Annotated in this window: 14 protein-coding genes; 3 read left to right on the top strand and 11 right to left on the bottom strand. The window is 46.2% G+C overall.

Annotated elements, in window-relative coordinates; translation table 11 throughout:
* Positions 1-40 precede the first annotated feature (40 nt).
* The 3 genes from ACINK7_RS00700 to ACINK7_RS00690 form a co-directional block, all read right to left on the bottom strand.
* Positions 41-472 (bottom strand): YqaA family protein, encoded by a 432-nt coding sequence (locus ACINK7_RS00700; protein ID WP_404359132.1) that lies wholly within the window; start codon positions 470-472, stop codon positions 41-43.
* Positions 473-537: 65 nt separating this feature from the next.
* Complete coding sequence (locus ACINK7_RS00695; RefSeq protein ID WP_404359130.1) at positions 538-1,419, bottom strand: copper oxidase; 882 nt, start codon at positions 1,417-1,419, stop codon at positions 538-540.
* Between the two features lie 705 nt (positions 1,420-2,124).
* Positions 2,125-2,718, bottom strand: coding sequence for a hypothetical protein (locus ACINK7_RS00690; RefSeq protein WP_404359129.1), 594 nt, complete (start codon positions 2,716-2,718; stop codon positions 2,125-2,127).
* Positions 2,719-3,249: 531 nt separating this feature from the next.
* Between ACINK7_RS00690 and pgi the strand changes: the two genes are divergently transcribed.
* Positions 3,250-4,893, top strand: a complete 1,644-nt coding sequence (gene pgi / locus ACINK7_RS00685; protein WP_404359128.1) for a glucose-6-phosphate isomerase — start codon at positions 3,250-3,252, stop codon at positions 4,891-4,893.
* A gap of 11 nt (positions 4,894-4,904) precedes the next feature.
* Here pgi and tadA read toward each other — a convergent pair whose 3' ends face one another.
* The 4 genes from tadA to ACINK7_RS00665 form a co-directional block, all read right to left on the bottom strand.
* Positions 4,905-5,369 (bottom strand): tRNA adenosine(34) deaminase TadA, encoded by a 465-nt coding sequence (tadA, locus tag ACINK7_RS00680; protein ID WP_404359126.1) that lies wholly within the window; start codon positions 5,367-5,369, stop codon positions 4,905-4,907.
* Positions 5,360-6,949 (bottom strand): glutamine-hydrolyzing GMP synthase, encoded by a 1,590-nt coding sequence (gene guaA, locus ACINK7_RS00675; RefSeq protein WP_404359124.1) that lies wholly within the window; start codon positions 6,947-6,949, stop codon positions 5,360-5,362. Before guaA ends, tadA begins: the two co-directional genes overlap by 10 nt.
* 276 nt (positions 6,950-7,225) lie before the next feature.
* Positions 7,226-8,692: an IMP dehydrogenase gene (guaB, locus tag ACINK7_RS00670; RefSeq protein ID WP_404359123.1), complete on the bottom strand. Its 1,467-nt coding sequence runs from the start codon at positions 8,690-8,692 to the stop codon at positions 7,226-7,228.
* Positions 8,693-8,808: 116 nt separating this feature from the next.
* Positions 8,809-9,600: a sulfite exporter TauE/SafE family protein gene (locus tag ACINK7_RS00665; protein ID WP_404359122.1), complete on the bottom strand. Its 792-nt coding sequence runs from the start codon at positions 9,598-9,600 to the stop codon at positions 8,809-8,811.
* A gap of 92 nt (positions 9,601-9,692) precedes the next feature.
* Between ACINK7_RS00665 and ACINK7_RS00660 the strand changes: the two genes are divergently transcribed.
* Both ACINK7_RS00660 and ACINK7_RS00655 read left to right on the top strand, forming a co-directional pair.
* Positions 9,693-10,940 (top strand): multifunctional CCA addition/repair protein, encoded by a 1,248-nt coding sequence (locus ACINK7_RS00660; RefSeq protein WP_404359120.1) that lies wholly within the window; start codon positions 9,693-9,695, stop codon positions 10,938-10,940.
* Between the two features lie 50 nt (positions 10,941-10,990).
* Positions 10,991-11,473, top strand: coding sequence for a YajQ family cyclic di-GMP-binding protein (locus tag ACINK7_RS00655; RefSeq protein WP_404359119.1), 483 nt, complete (start codon positions 10,991-10,993; stop codon positions 11,471-11,473).
* 6 nt (positions 11,474-11,479) lie between these two features.
* Here the strand turns inward: ACINK7_RS00655 and ACINK7_RS00650 are convergent, their stop codons facing one another.
* From ACINK7_RS00650 to ahcY, 4 genes are all read right to left on the bottom strand, one after another.
* Entirely contained in the window at positions 11,480-12,355 is an 876-nt protein-coding gene (locus tag ACINK7_RS00650; RefSeq protein ID WP_404359117.1) for a type II CAAX prenyl endopeptidase Rce1 family protein, read from the bottom strand.
* Positions 12,352-13,092: a 16S rRNA (uracil(1498)-N(3))-methyltransferase gene (locus tag ACINK7_RS00645; protein ID WP_404359115.1), complete on the bottom strand. Its 741-nt coding sequence runs from the start codon at positions 13,090-13,092 to the stop codon at positions 12,352-12,354. Before ACINK7_RS00645 ends, ACINK7_RS00650 begins: the two co-directional genes overlap by 4 nt.
* A 91-nt stretch (positions 13,093-13,183) precedes the next feature.
* A complete protein-coding gene (gene metF, locus ACINK7_RS00640) occupies positions 13,184-14,035 on the bottom strand; it encodes a methylenetetrahydrofolate reductase [NAD(P)H] (protein ID WP_404359113.1) in 852 nt (283 codons plus the stop codon).
* 57 nt (positions 14,036-14,092) lie between these two features.
* Complete coding sequence (gene ahcY / locus ACINK7_RS00635) at positions 14,093-15,385, bottom strand: adenosylhomocysteinase (protein WP_404359111.1); 1,293 nt, start codon at positions 15,383-15,385, stop codon at positions 14,093-14,095.

Raw genomic sequence — 15,385 nt, 5'->3', positions numbered from 1 at the left:
CCTCTTTGAACACATATTTAAACAAAAGCAGCAATCCTCGTTAATTTCCCGCGAATACCCAGGAAATCGCCGCATATCGAACTAATTTTCCAATAAAAATGAATACTATAGATGAATACAAAGATAATTTTAACCACCCTCCGGCAAAACAAAAACCATCTCCGATAACCGGTAACCATGAAAATAAAAGCGCCCATCGCCCCCATTTTCTAACCCACATTATCGCTTTTTGTTTTTTAGTGTCTAACAATGAATCGATAGGATATTTCTTTGCCGCTATATATCCTAAAAACCAAGTAGTCAAAGCACCTAAAGTATTGCCGATAGTCGCAATTCCGACTAATAGTATCACTTGGTCCTGATGTTCCGACACCATCAGAGCCAGCACGGCTTCAGAACCGCCTGGAGCAATCGTCGACGATATAAAGGCACTAAAAAATAAACCCGCCAAACCTAGAAAATCTTCCGGCATTTACTTAACCCACAAAAAAGCCCCTGAAACCCAAAGGTTACAGGGGCTTGACCCATTTTTTACATTTATTTCTCAGGCAATACTTTATTTTTTCCTGAAAAAACGGACTGTAGCACTTTGGAAAAAAGTCTGTATATAAAACCTAATACATTTCCGATTAATTCAAATACATAAGAGACACCTTCGGAAAAACTCATCCCTTTAAATTTCTTCGCTAATAAAGGTGAAATCAATAAACCAATCGCCAAACCGATTACCATAACCCCGGAAAACCACGAGCTACTCTCTTGTGAAGCCGTGTTACTCGATGTTGCCCCTGAAGCGTCTTGGGACTGGATCGGATTATCAAGAATTGGAGAAACTTCGTAACTATCCTGAATCACATAGGGGGTCACGCCCGGGATACTTGGCAAATCACCGGCTCCTTTACCTACCTTCAATTGCGCCTTCATCCCTTTCTCCATATGCTGGGCGATATCGCAATGTACTAAATAGGTCTTATCTCCAGGCGGTAAAATTAATGTACCCGATATTTTTCCGGGACCGGTTACTTCCAAATGAAACATGCCTTTCGGATACAAATATTTGGGTAGACCATGCATCATCCATTGATGTCGAACATTGTCATCGTTAATGAAATTAACCGTCAATTTGGTGCAGGGTTCGAACTGAAACTCCTGGGTATCGAATGCAAACATTCGCCCCGGAAATTTTTCGGCATATTGATGCCCTGCGCGAACTGTAATTTCTTTAGTTGCAACAATCTTATCGCAACCACCGGGCAAGGTATCCGTATTTTGCCCCATTACCATTCCGCCGCCCATGTCCATTAGATGGCCGCCACCGTGATCCATCATATTGTTGTGCTCTTCATACTCCTTCGCTTGAAGTACCGTTGATGCCAACATAAAACTTGTAGCAACAATTGAGAAAAATCCAAACCTCATATTTTCACCTTAACTTTAAAATTCGTCTTCTTTAACAACTTTCGTCGACATTCTTAATGAGCTGCGCGTTTAGGATTTCGTGATAAATAACATCATCCTAGAGCTATGAGCTTTGTATCGGCCCCGTTACGCCTTAGACAGGATAGGATACCAGTCGCCGACAACTGTCAATCAAACAACTGAACCAACCTACTCTATTTTAAAAATAGGGTAGTTATCTACGACCAAATACTTAGCTCGTTCGTTTAAGTTATTCCACTCATTCAAAACTGCGGTTTTTTAGGTCGGGAAAACGCCCTTCTCATTTCCGTAACCGGGCAAATAGCATGTGAAATAGTTTTTGAAATCAGAACTTAGGAAATACTGCACCTCTGCCATAAGCAGGCATAGTCCATTTCTATGTATATACTAAGCCTGGTATGCCAGAAGATAAAATTGGCGACTTTCGATCGTATTTGCCGCCATACTATATACCTATCGTAGATCAAAATTCAGTACCGGGGTGCCCGTCAAAGGCCCAGCACCTAAATATTTATCCAAGACAATTAATTATATAGCCAAAGGGCTATGGAATTTAGGTTCTGGGTGAATACGTCTTTGTAGGCTCTATGCCGGTCCCTCACCTAGCGTTAGGCGGGGACCGAACACCCCGGCACCTCCTTATTAGGTACTGCCGAAATTTGAGGTGCGAAAGGTATATAAAGCTCAGACTTCTTTGATTTTTCCTAACAACTCGTCGACTTTTTTCTTAAATCCGGCATGCGACAGGTAGAGGATATAAAGACCCGCGAATACAAAAAAGGCATATAGCGCCATCAAACCTGTACTAGTCTGTTGCCCTTTACCTGCAATAAAGCCCATGTGAACATCCATCCGTTCACCTTCATCCGGAACCAGTGTGATATGAATTAGATAATTTCCGACCTCTGGAACGCCATTATCTAAAGTTAACGTGACTGTCCCGGATTTATGTTTTTTCGCAGGCATGTGAAATACACGAGTACCTTCAGGCTCTTTTGTCACCTCAAACTCAACCGACATCTTTCTGTATCGTGGATCTTGATAATCGAAAACTAATTGAGTCAAAGTGTTAGTGTTAGGAATATTTGCACAAAACTCTTCGGCTGGGAAAGCAGAGGGTTGATAAGCCGTGTAATGAACCCAGTGCCCAGGCTCCAGTTCAAACTTACATTGATCGGTATCGGTACCAGCCGCACCGCCATGAGCCCAAACTGAAGCGGAAAAAACCAAGCCCATAAGCGCTAGGAGACTATTTCTTACGATGTTCTTTCTGTTCATAATACCTTCCAGTTTTGTCGGTTAATTATAATTTTTATAATTGCTTGTTGCTCTTTTAAAGATTAAAACCAGCGATAAACCAAAGTTTCGAATAAGCAAAAAACTACATTAATTTTTTTATTATCACTGATGCACTTATGAACTCTAACATATCACCCAATACAAATAAAGCTACTCCCGTCTTAGTCAATAACCTTAGTCAGGTGGAAGCATGCCCATCGAAGAGCGCCGTAAACCCATTCATAGGGGCTTGGCGGCTTTAACCTGCTGTCGACATCTCGCCAAACATAACTCGTACCTTTTTACTTCTTAGTCGTTATTTCGCATAGATATATGTAATGATACAACAAGATTTCCTTGCAACTACACCACCTTATCCATCAAAAAACAATGTCCTTTGAATTTAGGCGCGGGCTAAATTGCCCCAAAAAGGCACATGGTAATATAATGCTTACTTAATATGTATCAGCAACTAGCCGTGTTTTCGTAGACTTTTGCAAACCTGACCGACCCATACAGGAAACTAATCACATGCCATCTTTGACCCGGACCCCCACCTGGAAATCCTTAGCTAGTCATTGCGCCGCCCTTAAAGACTTCGACCTAAGAGAAGCATTTAATCTAAATCCTCGTCGTTTTGAACAATTCTCACTTCATTTCAACGACATTCTATTCGACTACTCGAAAAACTTAATCACAGAAGACACACGTGCATTGTTGGTCGATTTGGCAACTGATTCGGCACTTAGTTCAAAAATCGAAGCCATGTTTACCGGCGAAAAAATCAACCATACCGAACAAAGAGCTGTTTTGCATACCGCATTACGCAATAGAAGCAACCAACCGGTCATGGTTGACGGCGTCGATGTCATGCCGAACATCAATCAGGTTCTAACTAAAATGCGCGTCTTCACGGATAAGGTAAGAAACGAGCAATGGCTAGGGCACACTGGGAAACCCGTTAAGGACATCGTCAATATCGGCATAGGCGGCTCGAACCTTGGCCCGAAGATGGTTGCTACTGCGCTAACCCCTTATGCTTCCGATAAATTAAATGTTCATTTTGTTTCAAACGTCGATCAAACTGATCTCGTCGAAACACTCAAATCGCTCAACGCCGAAACGACTCTGTTTATCGTTGCATCAAAAATGTTCAACACTCAGGAAACCATGACTAATGCGCACTCCGCTAGAAACTGGTTGCTCGAGCAAATCAATGACGTAAAAGCCATCGGTAAGCATTTTGTCGCGATTTCTACACACCCTGAAAATGTCATTGACTTCGGGATTAATCCGGAAAATATGTTCGAGTTTTGGGACTGGGTTGGCGGACGTTATTCATTATGGTCAGCAATTGGCTTGTCCATTGCGTTACAAGTAGGGATGGATAATTTCGAACAATTGTTGCAAGGCGCCCATGAAGCCGATTTACATTTTCGACATACGTCATTCGAACGCAATATTCCGGTCATCATGGGTTTACTAGGCATTTGGTATAATAATTTTTATGGCGCAGAATCTCATGCGATATTGCCCTACGACCAATCACTGCGTTATTTTTGCGAATTCCTACAACAAAGCGACATGGAAAGTAACGGTAAGAGCATCGACAGAGAGGGCCAATCGGTCGATTATAGTACCGGACCGATCATCTGGGGCCAGCCGGGAACGAATGGACAGCATGCGTTTTACCAATTGATCCATCAAGGCACTAAACTGATACCCTGTGATTTCCTGGCTCCGGCTAACTCACATTATCACCTACCGAAACATCATGATATTTTAATTTCAAACTTTCTTGCCCAACCGGAAGCTTTGATGCATGGCAGAAGTGCCGAAGAAGTCATTGCTGAACTACCCGAACAAGACAGAAATAACGCCATATTAGTCGCATCTAAAGTCTTTGTGGGTAACAAACCGTCTAATTCTTTTCTTTTCGATAAGCTTACACCTAAAACATTAGGCTCTTTAATCGCGTTCTACGAGCATAAAATCTTCGTGCAAGGCGCTATTTGGAATATCAACTCTTTCGATCAAATGGGCGTTGAACTGGGTAAGGTGCTAGCCAAAGTCATTTTACCCGAACTGCTAAATGACGAAACCATAAGCAGTCATGACTGCTCCACGAATGGCCTGATTAATACCTATAAAAAATTACGTAAAGCAGAAGATTAATCAGGGCTAAACTAACGACGCGCCCGAAAGAAGTCTTTAAGCATTTCGGAACATTCTTCTTTTAACACACCGCATCGCCATGCGACTCGATGATTTAAAAATGGCGATTCGGATAGATTTATTGCACTGCATACTGCGCCACGCTTAGGATCTTCGGCGGCAAACACCAGGCGTTCGATTCTGGCATGAACGATAGCCCCCATACACATCACACAAGGTTCAAGCGTAACGTAGAGCGTCGTACCGATCAGACGATAGTTTTTCAATACCTTGCCTGCTTCACGAATCGCAAGCATTTCCGCGTGCGCCGAAGGATCGTGACTCGCAATCGGCCGATTCCACCCTTCGGCAATGCATACGCCATCTTTGACGATAACCGCGCCAACCGGCACCTCACCCATGGCCTCGGCACGTTGCGCCAATCTAAAGGCATGCCGCATCCACGCTTCGTCGTTGTGAATATCGGTTATTCCCACTCAATCGTAGCCGGCGGCTTACCGGAAATATCGTAAGTCACCCGAGAAATACCCGAGACTTCGTTAATAATCCGACGCGAAACCAAATCCAAAAAATCGTAGGGTAAATGCGCCCAACGTGCTGTCATGAAATCGATGGTTTCAACCGCGCGCAAGGCAATCACATAATCGTAACGCCGCCCATCGCCCATCACACCGACCGACTTAACCGGCAAGAACACCGCAAACGCCTGACTGACCTTTTCATACAGTTGATGCCGATATAATTCTTCGATAAATATCGCATCGGCTTGTCGCAACAAATCAGCATAGTCTTTTTTGACTTCACCTAAAATCCGCACACCCAAGCCCGGCCCTGGAAAGGGATGACGAAATACCATTTCGTAAGGCAAGCCAAGCTCCAAACCAAGCTTTCTAACCTCATCCTTGAATAATTCACGCAAGGGCTCCAGCAACTTAAGCGTCATATTTTCCGGCAACCCACCGACGTTATGGTGAGACTTGATTAAATGAGCCTTACCGCTTTTCGCCCCGGCCGACTCGATCACATCCGGATAAATCGTGCCTTGCGCCAACCATTTCGCATCGGCCAGTTTTGCGGCTTCCTCATCGAAGATCTCGACGAACAAGTTACCTATAATTTTTCGTTTCTGCTCCGGATCCGCCACGCCTTGCAAAGCCTCTAGATAACGTTGCTCGGCATCGACCCTGATCACCCGGACGCCCATGTGCTCGGCAAATGTAGCCATGACCTGATCGCCCTCGTGCAAGCGCAATAAGCCGGTATCGACGAACACGCAAGTCAATTGATCGCCGATTGCCTCGTGCAACAAGGCCGCCACAACCGACGAATCCACGCCGCCCGAAAGCCCTAAAATCACTCGATCGGAACCGACTTTACGACGAACCGCTTGGACGCTGTCCTCGATGATATTATCGGACGTCCACAGCGCCTCGCAACCGCAAATATCGATTACAAAACGCGACAGTATTCTTGCACCCTGCCGGGTATGCGTGACTTCCGGATGAAATTGCAAACCATAAAACAACTTATCTTCATGCGCGATACCGGCAATGGGCGCGCCATCGGAACTGGCAATACGAATAAAACCTTCCGGCAATTCAACGACTCTATCGCCATGGCTCATCCAAACATCCAGCAAGCCGAAGCCTTCCGGGGATGTATGATCCTCAATATCTTTCAATAACTTAGAATGCGCATGCGCGCGAATTTGCGCATAACCGAACTCTCGGTGACTGGATGACTCGACTCTTCCGCCTAATTGCTCAGTCATGGTTTGCATGCCGTAGCAAATACCCAATACCGGAACACCCAATTCAAAAACCCGTTGCGGCGCACGCGGCGTATCATCGCTAGTGACCGTTTCCGGGCCACCCGACAAAACAATGCCATTCGGTGCAAATCGAATAATGTCGTCGACCCCGCAATCACAAGAAAATATTTCGCAATAAACACCAATTTCTCGTATCCGCCGGGCGATTAACTGGGTGTATTGGGATCCGAAATCCAAAATCAGGATTTTATACAGATGAATGTTGGTCGATGCTTGTTGGCTCACGTTGACACTCGAATATTGTAACGACTAAATTTAAAAGGGCTCCAACGAGCCCCTGATGAGTTTAGGATTCGACCATAAATAACTTCTCTATTTTTAGTGCAAGGTAAGCAGGTTCGGTTGCTCGATTGACGACAGGTGTCGGCGGCAGGGAAAGCCGCCGTCAAGCCTACACGGATGCATTCACGGCGCCCTGTCAAGTCAGTTACCGAACCCGCTACAAAACTTATAGCACCAGGAAGTTATTTTTCACGAAATCCTTACCGGATTGATTAATCATTATTCCATATGATAGTTAGGCGCTTCCTTGGTGATCGTAACGTCATGGACATGACTTTCACGCATACCGGCGTTGGTAACCCGAACAAATTCGGACCGCTGATGCATATCATCGATCGTACGGCTACCGGTATAGCCCATGCTCGCTCTAATACCGCCTAACAACTGATGGATGATCGCATACAGGCTACCTTTGTAAGGCACTCTGCCTTCAATACCTTCAGGCACCAATTTTTCGACTTTATCGGTTTCCTCTTGGAAATATCGATCGCTGGAACCTTGCGACTGCGACATCGCGCCCAACGACCCCATGCCTCGATACGATTTATAAGAGCGTCCTTGAAAAAGCTCGACTTCGCCCGGCGCTTCTTCAGTTCCGGCGAACAAGCCACCTAACATCACCGCATGAGCCCCCGCCGCCAATGCTTTGGCGACATCGCCCGAATACCGAACGCCACCATCGGCTATCAGCGGAACGCCGGTACCTTTAAGCGCATCGGCAACATTACTGACTGCAGTTATTTGAGGCACACCCACACCGGCAACGATACGAGTCGTACAAATCGAGCCCGGGCCGATACCCACTTTAACCGCATCGACTCCTGCCTCAACCAAGGCTTTCGCAGCTGCTGCCGTGGCGATATTTCCACCGATCACCTGTACTTCCGGATAATTTCGCTTAACCCAACTGACCCGATCCAATACGCCTTGCGAATGCCCGTGAGCCGTATCGACAATAATCACATCGACGCCTGCCTTCACCAATGCCTCAACGCGCTCTTCGGTACCTTGACCGGTCCCGACCGCAGCGCCTACGCGAAGACGTTCTTGCTCATCCTTACATGCTTGCGGATAGTCTTTCGCTTTTTGTATATCCTTAACCGTGATCATCCCTTTCAAATGAAATGAATCATTGACTACTAATACTTTCTCGATACGATATTTGTGCAGCAGTTCGATAGCTTCCTTGTGGTCGGCATTTTCATTAACCGTAATCAAGCGTTCTTTTGGCGTCATCACTTTCGAAACCGGCTCATCGAAACGGGTTTCGAAGCGTAAATCGCGACTCGTCACAATACCGACTAAATTATCGCCATCGACAACCGGCACGCCGGAAATGTTTTTTGCTCGTGTCAGCGCCAATACTTCACGAATACTAATATTAGGCGATACCGTAATCGGATCCTTGATCACCCCACTTTCATATTTTTTGACTCGTAACACTTCCCGCGCTTGTTGCTCCGCAGTCATGTTTTTATGAATAATACCGACCCCCCCTTCCTGTGCAATTGCGATGGCGAGCCTCGATTCAGTTACCGTATCCATCGCCGCGGAAATCAAAGGAATATTAAGCGTAATGTCGCGCGTCAAACGGGTTTTCAAATCCACATCGCGAGGCAACACCGCCGAATGGGCCGGAACTAGTAATACATCATCAAACGTGAGAGCTTCCTGAATAACTCGCATACTCACTCCTTACAGTCAGAAAAATAACCGAAAATTATACTATGAAATATTTAACATTAGAATCAGCTTAATCGATATAGTTTCCAAACCGCTAGACAATCGCGCTAACAACCCAATTATTCCGAAAGTAACTTTGCCGCCATGATAAAGATTAATAATGAAAAATAACTCTTCATGGTTTGCGCGGGAAGCTTATGGGCCAGTTTTGCACCTATCGGTGCCGTGATCATACTCAATAATACAATGCCGGCAAACGCAGGCAAATAAACATAACCCCAACTGCCTGCGGGCAAGCCGGTTTTTCCATAGCCTAACAACATATAACTGAGCGTCCCGCCAAACGCAATCGGCAATCCGCAAGCACTGGCAATACCCACCGCATTGCGAACTGGATATTGCCCGCGCACCAAGTAAGGCACCGTCATCGTCCCGCCCCCGATACCTAACAATGAAGAAAGGGTTCCGATGACAATGGCCACCGCTGCATCCAATAATCGCGATTGCCGCATCGCGCCCGCTTCCGGCTTGATTTGAAATGCCATATGAAACCCTATATACAACAGAAAAATAGCAAAGATAATACGCAGTGAGTCCGCCGAAATAGTGTCGGCAATGACTGCGCCTAAAACCGACCCTATTACGATGCCCGGAACCAAGTTGTAAACCTTATGCCATATCACAGACTTCAACCTGTGATGTGCAAGAGTCGCCGAAATTGAAGTCAATACGATAGTCGACAAGGACGTGGCTACAGCCATATGCATGATAAAATCGGCTGAAAAATCCTGCGCCTTAAACAAAAAAACAAGTATCGGCACCAATATCAATCCACCGCCGATGCCGAATAATCCTGCTAATAATCCGCTTACCGTGCCGGCAATCATGCTTAATATAAAAATTTCTACCACTTGCCCCCCTTTTGTTAACAGCGTATTTTTTTAAGACTCTAATCAAGCGTTATACTAACGCCATCATAGAAAGACGAAGACAAATCATAATCATGAAAACCTATTTAGTCGGCGGCGCAGTACGCGACCAGCTGCTCAACCTCCCTGTGACGGAAAGAGATTGGGTCGTGCTCGGGGAAACACCCGAATCGATGCTGAAAAAAGGATTTAAACCTGTAGGCAAAGATTTTCCGGTATTTTTACACCCCGAGAGCAGGGAGGAATACGCGCTGGCACGCACCGAACGCAAGACCGGCCCAGGTTACAAAGGATTCAGTATTCACAGCGCACCAGACGTCAGCCTGGAGCAAGACCTTCTACGCCGCGACTTGACTATTAATGCCATCGCGATGAACTCGGAAGGCAAAGTCATCGACCCGTATAACGGTATTGCCGATCTAGAGAATCGCATTTTACGCCATGTCTCCCCAGCTTTCAGCGAAGACCCGGTCCGGGTGTTGCGCGTTGCACGCTTTGCTGCTCGTTATGCGCATTTAGGCTTTCATATTGCCGATGAAACCTTAAGACTCATGCAACAAATGGTACGCAGCGGTGAAATCGACTATCTCGTTCCCGAACGCGTCTGGGCCGAGCTATATAAAGCGCTCATCGAAAGAACGCCATCGGCATTTTTTTATGCCCTCAGAGAATGTGGAGCATTAGCCAAAATATTCCCGGAAATAGACGCCCTATTCGGCATTCCACAACCGCGACAACACCACCCTGAAATCGACACCGGTATTCATACGATGTTAAGTCTCGAACAAGCGGTTCGCCTATCCGAGAAACCCGAAATACGTTTTGCCGTCTTAGTACATGATCTCGGCAAGGCAATATCTCCGAAAGAACGACTTCCCCATCACTACGGTCATGAAAAATCCGGCCTACCTATACTTGAGCAATTAGCCGACCGAATACGAGTACCAAATCATTATAGAATGCTTGCTAAACGGGTCATGCGCTACCACACACTTGCGCATAGAGCTTTCGAACTGCGGCCTGCTACCTTAACCGACCTGTTGTTAGACCTAGGGGCATTTAAAAATACCTCAACCCTAAAAGATTTCTTATTAGCTTGCGAGGCGGATGCGAGAGGTAGGGGCGGTACAGAAAACACCGCCTATCCGCAGGCCGATTACATTTTAGAAGCCGCTAAAGCAGCGGCAGGCATCGATATTTCCGGCGTACTCAAATCCGGCCTGGAAGGTGCGCAAATTGGTGCGGCAATTCGCAGGTTAAGGATACATGCGATTACTGAAAATCTGAAACAACAAAAAAACACCAATGCAAACCTGTCTTGAATTAAAAAGACATTCGCCTTATATTGCCCTTTTAAACGATAAATTACACCATGCCATCTTTTGACATAGTTTCCGAATACGACTCGCACGAAGCGCATAACGCCGTCGACCAGGCTAATAGGGAGGTTACCACACGCTTCGATTTTAAAGGCTCCGGCGCGACATACGAACTCAAGGACGACACAGTCACGATGAGCGCCGGCTCGGAATTTCAATTGCAGCAGATGCTCGACATCTTGCAAATGAAACTGACCAAACGCGGCATCGACATCAGTTGCATGGAAATCAACGAACCCAAAACTACCGGCAGAACGGCTCAACAGATCATAGAACTCAAACAAGGCATTGAATCGCTACTTGCCAAAAAAATCGTCAAGTTGGTCAAAGATAAAAAACTTAAAGTACAAGCTGCTATACAAGGCGAAAAAGTGAGGGTCACCGGTAATAAAAGAGACGACTTACAACAAGTCATTCAAATGCTCAAGGCGGAAAATTTTGAAATACCTCTGCAATTCAATAATTTTCGCGATTAAACCGAATCAGCGTAATTTTAAATATCGATAACCGATATAGCAGAATAGCACTAAGAACATCCAAACTGTCACCAACGGGCCGACCACACCGTCATAACTACTCACCAAATAAAGATTAGTCGATTGAGGATCAACGTTGAATAAGGACTTATTAAACTTTATCTGCCAAACCCAAGCGGTGTGACAGCCAATACATAAAGCCAAGCTGTTCGGCACCCTCGACCTAACGACTCCCAGAAAAACTCCGACCATGAGCAACGCCAAAAAGGCGGGCAAAATATCGGGATTCAAAACATTTAGCAGCGCCTCTTTCAACAAAATGAATCCGCTAAAAAAGGTAACCTCTTCATTCGCAAAACGGCTATGACTATCGAGAAAATGTAGTATGCCGTAATAAAAAGAACTGATCAGCACCACTCCGATCACCGGCATTCTTTGTTTAAGGCCAGCGAATAGAATACCTCTAAAAATCGGCTCTTCGGCCAGCGATATCAATAAAGCCAATAAAAACCCAGTGACGAATTTTTGTAAAACCCAAGCAAAAGACCAGGATCGCGTCTCATCGATGACATGAACGCCCGCGAGATAGAGCACGATAAAAACCGGTAGCAACGTCAAAACACCTAAGCCTAACCCGTAACCGAACTGCCGCAACATCGTAGCCTTATCGGCAAAGCCCAAATCCCGCACCTTGAGATGAAGCACCGCCATGACCGGAAAAATGCTCAACACCAAGAATAACTTACCGACCTTGCTGATGATTTTATGCAGAGGAAGCTGATCGCCGAAACCCAGCCATATTAAATAGCCTACCACGCAACCCAGCGACGCCGCCGCCAACAAGACCGCCAATGGCATTAAAATATAAACAAGATATTTCATGATTGCGTGCTACTGAAGTCACCCCATAGCATCTGTAGAGAGGCGATTGAGGCCAAGGCAGCCGTTTCGGTACGCAAGACTCTGGCCCCTAGACGAACCCCTATAAAACCCGCCGCTTTGGCCATATCCCGCTCATGATCGGCAAAACCGCCTTCCGGGCCGGATAGCAAGGTAACTTGATCATTTAACGGCTTAAGCTGTGACAAACTCGTTTCGGCATAAGGGTCCAAGAAAATTCTCAAACCTGCTTGTTTATCGACCCAATCGGTCAAATCATAAATCGGACTCAGCGCGGGTAAAAGGGTTCTACCACATTGTTCGGCCGCATGTTGCACAATTTTTTGCCAATGTATCAACCGTTGCTGTTGCTTTTCACCTTTCAATTGCACGACACAACGCTCGGTCACCAACGGAGTGATCCTGTTAACCCCTAATTCTACGGCTTTCTGTACGCCCCAATCCATCTTATCGCCTCGCGATATCGCAAGGCCCAGATTAATCATCAAATTAGACTCAACCGTCCGGTCGCGCCATTGCCCCAGATCCAGAGCAACTCTTTTTTTACTCGCTTCTGCAACAACTGCCGTATATTCGCCGCCCGTGCCATCGAAAACGATCAAGCTCGAATCTTTCTTTAGTCGTAAAACCGTTCTGACATAATGAGCCGCATCGTCGTCAAGCTCTACGGTTCGACTTTTGCCAAGACCTTCTTGCACATACAAACGGGAAACTCTCATCTCAAATACCCATGACCTGTGAGTTAAACTTCGTGCGGTCACAAAAAAAGGGCTTTCGCCCTTTTCTCGATAAACCACAGATCCTTTTCGATTAATCCGATAAATTCAAATTATTCCAAATCGCTAACGTTGGCGCGGATTGATTCATCGTATAAAAATGCAATCCCGGGGCGCCATTATCCAACAATTGCTGACATAAACGCGTTACGACATCGCAACCGAACGCGATGATTTGCTCCCTATCGTCACCAAAGCCTTCCAGTTTTTTCCTCAGCCAGCGAGGAATGTCCGCGCCGCACATATCGGAAAAACGGAATAATTGCGAATAATTCGTAATCGGCATGATTCCGGGAACAATCGGAATATCGATCCCCATTTTTTCACAGGCATCGACAAAATAAAAATAAGACTCTGCGTTATAAAAATACTGCGTAATCGCGGCATTCGCACCGGCATCGACTTTGCGTTTGAAATTCTTTAAATCCTCGGCAGCACTACGCGCCTGAGGATGGGTCTCGGGGTAGGCTGCGACATGAATCTGAAAATAATCGCCGGTTTCGCTACGAATAAATTCGACCAATTCATTGGCATAACGAAATTGCCCGGCCGACATCATTCCGGATGGCAAATCGCCTCTCAACGCGACGATTTTTTTTATCCCGTTCGAGCGATAACCGTGCAGAATCTCTCTGATATTTTCGTGCGTCGATGCCACGCATGATAAATGAGGCGCTGCAGCAACGCCGCGTTCTTGAATTTTGACGACCGTATCGAAGGTCTTATCCCGTGTCGATCCGCCGGCGCCGAAAGTCACCGAAAAAAAATCGGGATTCAACCGGCTCAACTTTTCATGTACCGCCTGCAAACTTTCCTCGCCGGCTTCGGTCTTCGGCGGATAAAATTCGAAACTGAACAGCTTGGGATATTTTTGTTGTGTTTGCATGATTTCAGATTATTGGAAACACTAGACAAGCCAATGGCTTGTCTGTGTCTACATCGATCAGTAACGGTAATGTTCGGGCTTAAACGGTCCATCCACCGACACATTGATATACTCGGCCTGCTTCTCAGTCAACCGGGTCAATTTCACACCCAATTGGTTTAGATGCAATGCGGCGACTTTTTCATCCAATTTTTTAGGCAATACATAAACTTTATTCTCGTATTTTTCCGCATTGTTCCATAGCTCCATTTGCGCCAGAACCTGATTGCAGAATGAGTTAGACATGACAAAGCTCGGATGACCTGTCGCACAGCCTAAATTAACTAACCGCCCTTCGGCTAATACGATTAAACGCTTGCCGTCCGGGAAGATGACATGATCGACTTGCGGCTTGATATTTTCCCATTGGTATTGTCGTAACGAAGAAATTTCGATCTCGGAATCGAAATGCCCGATATTGCAGACAATAGCTTGATCTCTCATCGCCGCCATATGATCATGCGCAATGACATTGAAATTACCGGTCGCCGTCACAAAAATATTGGCGACCGGCGCGGCTTCTTCCAATGTAACGACACGATAGCCTTCCATCGCCGCCTGTAAGGCGCAAATCGGATCGATTTCGGTAATCCAAACCGTCGCACCCAAGCCACGTAACGATTGCGCACAGCCCTTGCCGACGTCGCCATAACCGCAGACGACTGCAATTTTACCGGCAATCATGACATCGGTTGCCCGCTTGATACCGTCAACCAAGGATTCGCGGCAGCCGTAAAGATTATCGAATTTCGACTTGGTGACCGAATCATTGACATTGAAGGCCGGGACCATCAGCTTGCCTTTGGCAACCATTTCGGTTAGCCGCAACACGCCTGTGGTCGTTTCCTCGGAAAGACCCTTGACATCGGCCATGAACTCAGGATATTGCTGATGCATCATCAACGTCAAATCGCCCCCGTCATCCAAGATCATATTCGGACGCCAGCCGTTCGGGCCTTCGATCGTTTGCGCGATACACCACTCAGCCTCTTCCTCAGTTTCGCCTTTCCAAGCGAAAACCGGAATACCCTTAGCGGCAATCGCCGCGGCCGCATGATCCTGTGTCGAAAAAATGTTGCAGGACGACCAGCGAACTTCAGCGCCCAGTGCGATCAAAGTCTCGATCAGAACTGCCGTCTGAATCGTCATATGCAAACAGCCTGCGATCCGTGCGCCTTTCAGTGGTTGTTCACTGCCGAATTCCTTGCGCAAAGCCATCAAGCCCGGCATTTCGGTTTCGGCAATATTGATTTCCTTACGGCCCCACTCGGCTAAATTAATATCTGCGACTTTGTAGTCCGGTTGAGTCAT

Origin of the sequence: Methylotuvimicrobium sp. KM1, from assembly GCF_044788715.1 — a bacterium.
Classification (GTDB): Bacteria; Pseudomonadota; Gammaproteobacteria; order Methylococcales; family Methylomonadaceae; genus Methylotuvimicrobium.
This window is presented reverse-complemented; position numbering and strand designations above follow the sequence as displayed.

Bases quoted from the DNA above. Each gene is read 5' to 3' on its own strand.
- ACINK7_RS00700 (WP_404359132.1), bottom strand. From the start codon at position 472: ATGCCGGAAGATTTTCTAGGTTTGGCGGGTTTATTTTTTAGTGCCTTT.
- ACINK7_RS00695 (WP_404359130.1), bottom strand. From the start codon at position 1,419: ATGAGGTTTGGATTTTTCTCAATTGTTGCTACAAGTTTTATGTTGGCA.
- ACINK7_RS00645 (WP_404359115.1), bottom strand. From the start codon at position 13,092: ATGAGAGTTTCCCGTTTGTATGTGCAAGAAGGTCTTGGCAAAAGTCGA.
- pgi (WP_404359128.1), top strand. From the start codon at position 3,250: ATGCCATCTTTGACCCGGACCCCCACCTGGAAATCCTTAGCTAGTCAT.
- guaB (WP_404359123.1), bottom strand. From the start codon at position 8,692: ATGCGAGTTATTCAGGAAGCTCTCACGTTTGATGATGTATTACTAGTT.
- metF (WP_404359113.1), bottom strand. From the start codon at position 14,035: ATGCAAACACAACAAAAATATCCCAAGCTGTTCAGTTTCGAATTTTAT.
- ACINK7_RS00650 (WP_404359117.1), bottom strand. From the start codon at position 12,355: ATGAAATATCTTGTTTATATTTTAATGCCATTGGCGGTCTTGTTGGCG.
- ACINK7_RS00655 (WP_404359119.1), top strand. From the start codon at position 10,991: ATGCCATCTTTTGACATAGTTTCCGAATACGACTCGCACGAAGCGCAT.
- ACINK7_RS00660 (WP_404359120.1), top strand. From the start codon at position 9,693: ATGAAAACCTATTTAGTCGGCGGCGCAGTACGCGACCAGCTGCTCAAC.
- ACINK7_RS00690 (WP_404359129.1), bottom strand. From the start codon at position 2,718: ATGAACAGAAAGAACATCGTAAGAAATAGTCTCCTAGCGCTTATGGGC.
- ahcY (WP_404359111.1), bottom strand. From the start codon at position 15,385: ATGACTCAACCGGACTACAAAGTCGCAGATATTAATTTAGCCGAGTGG.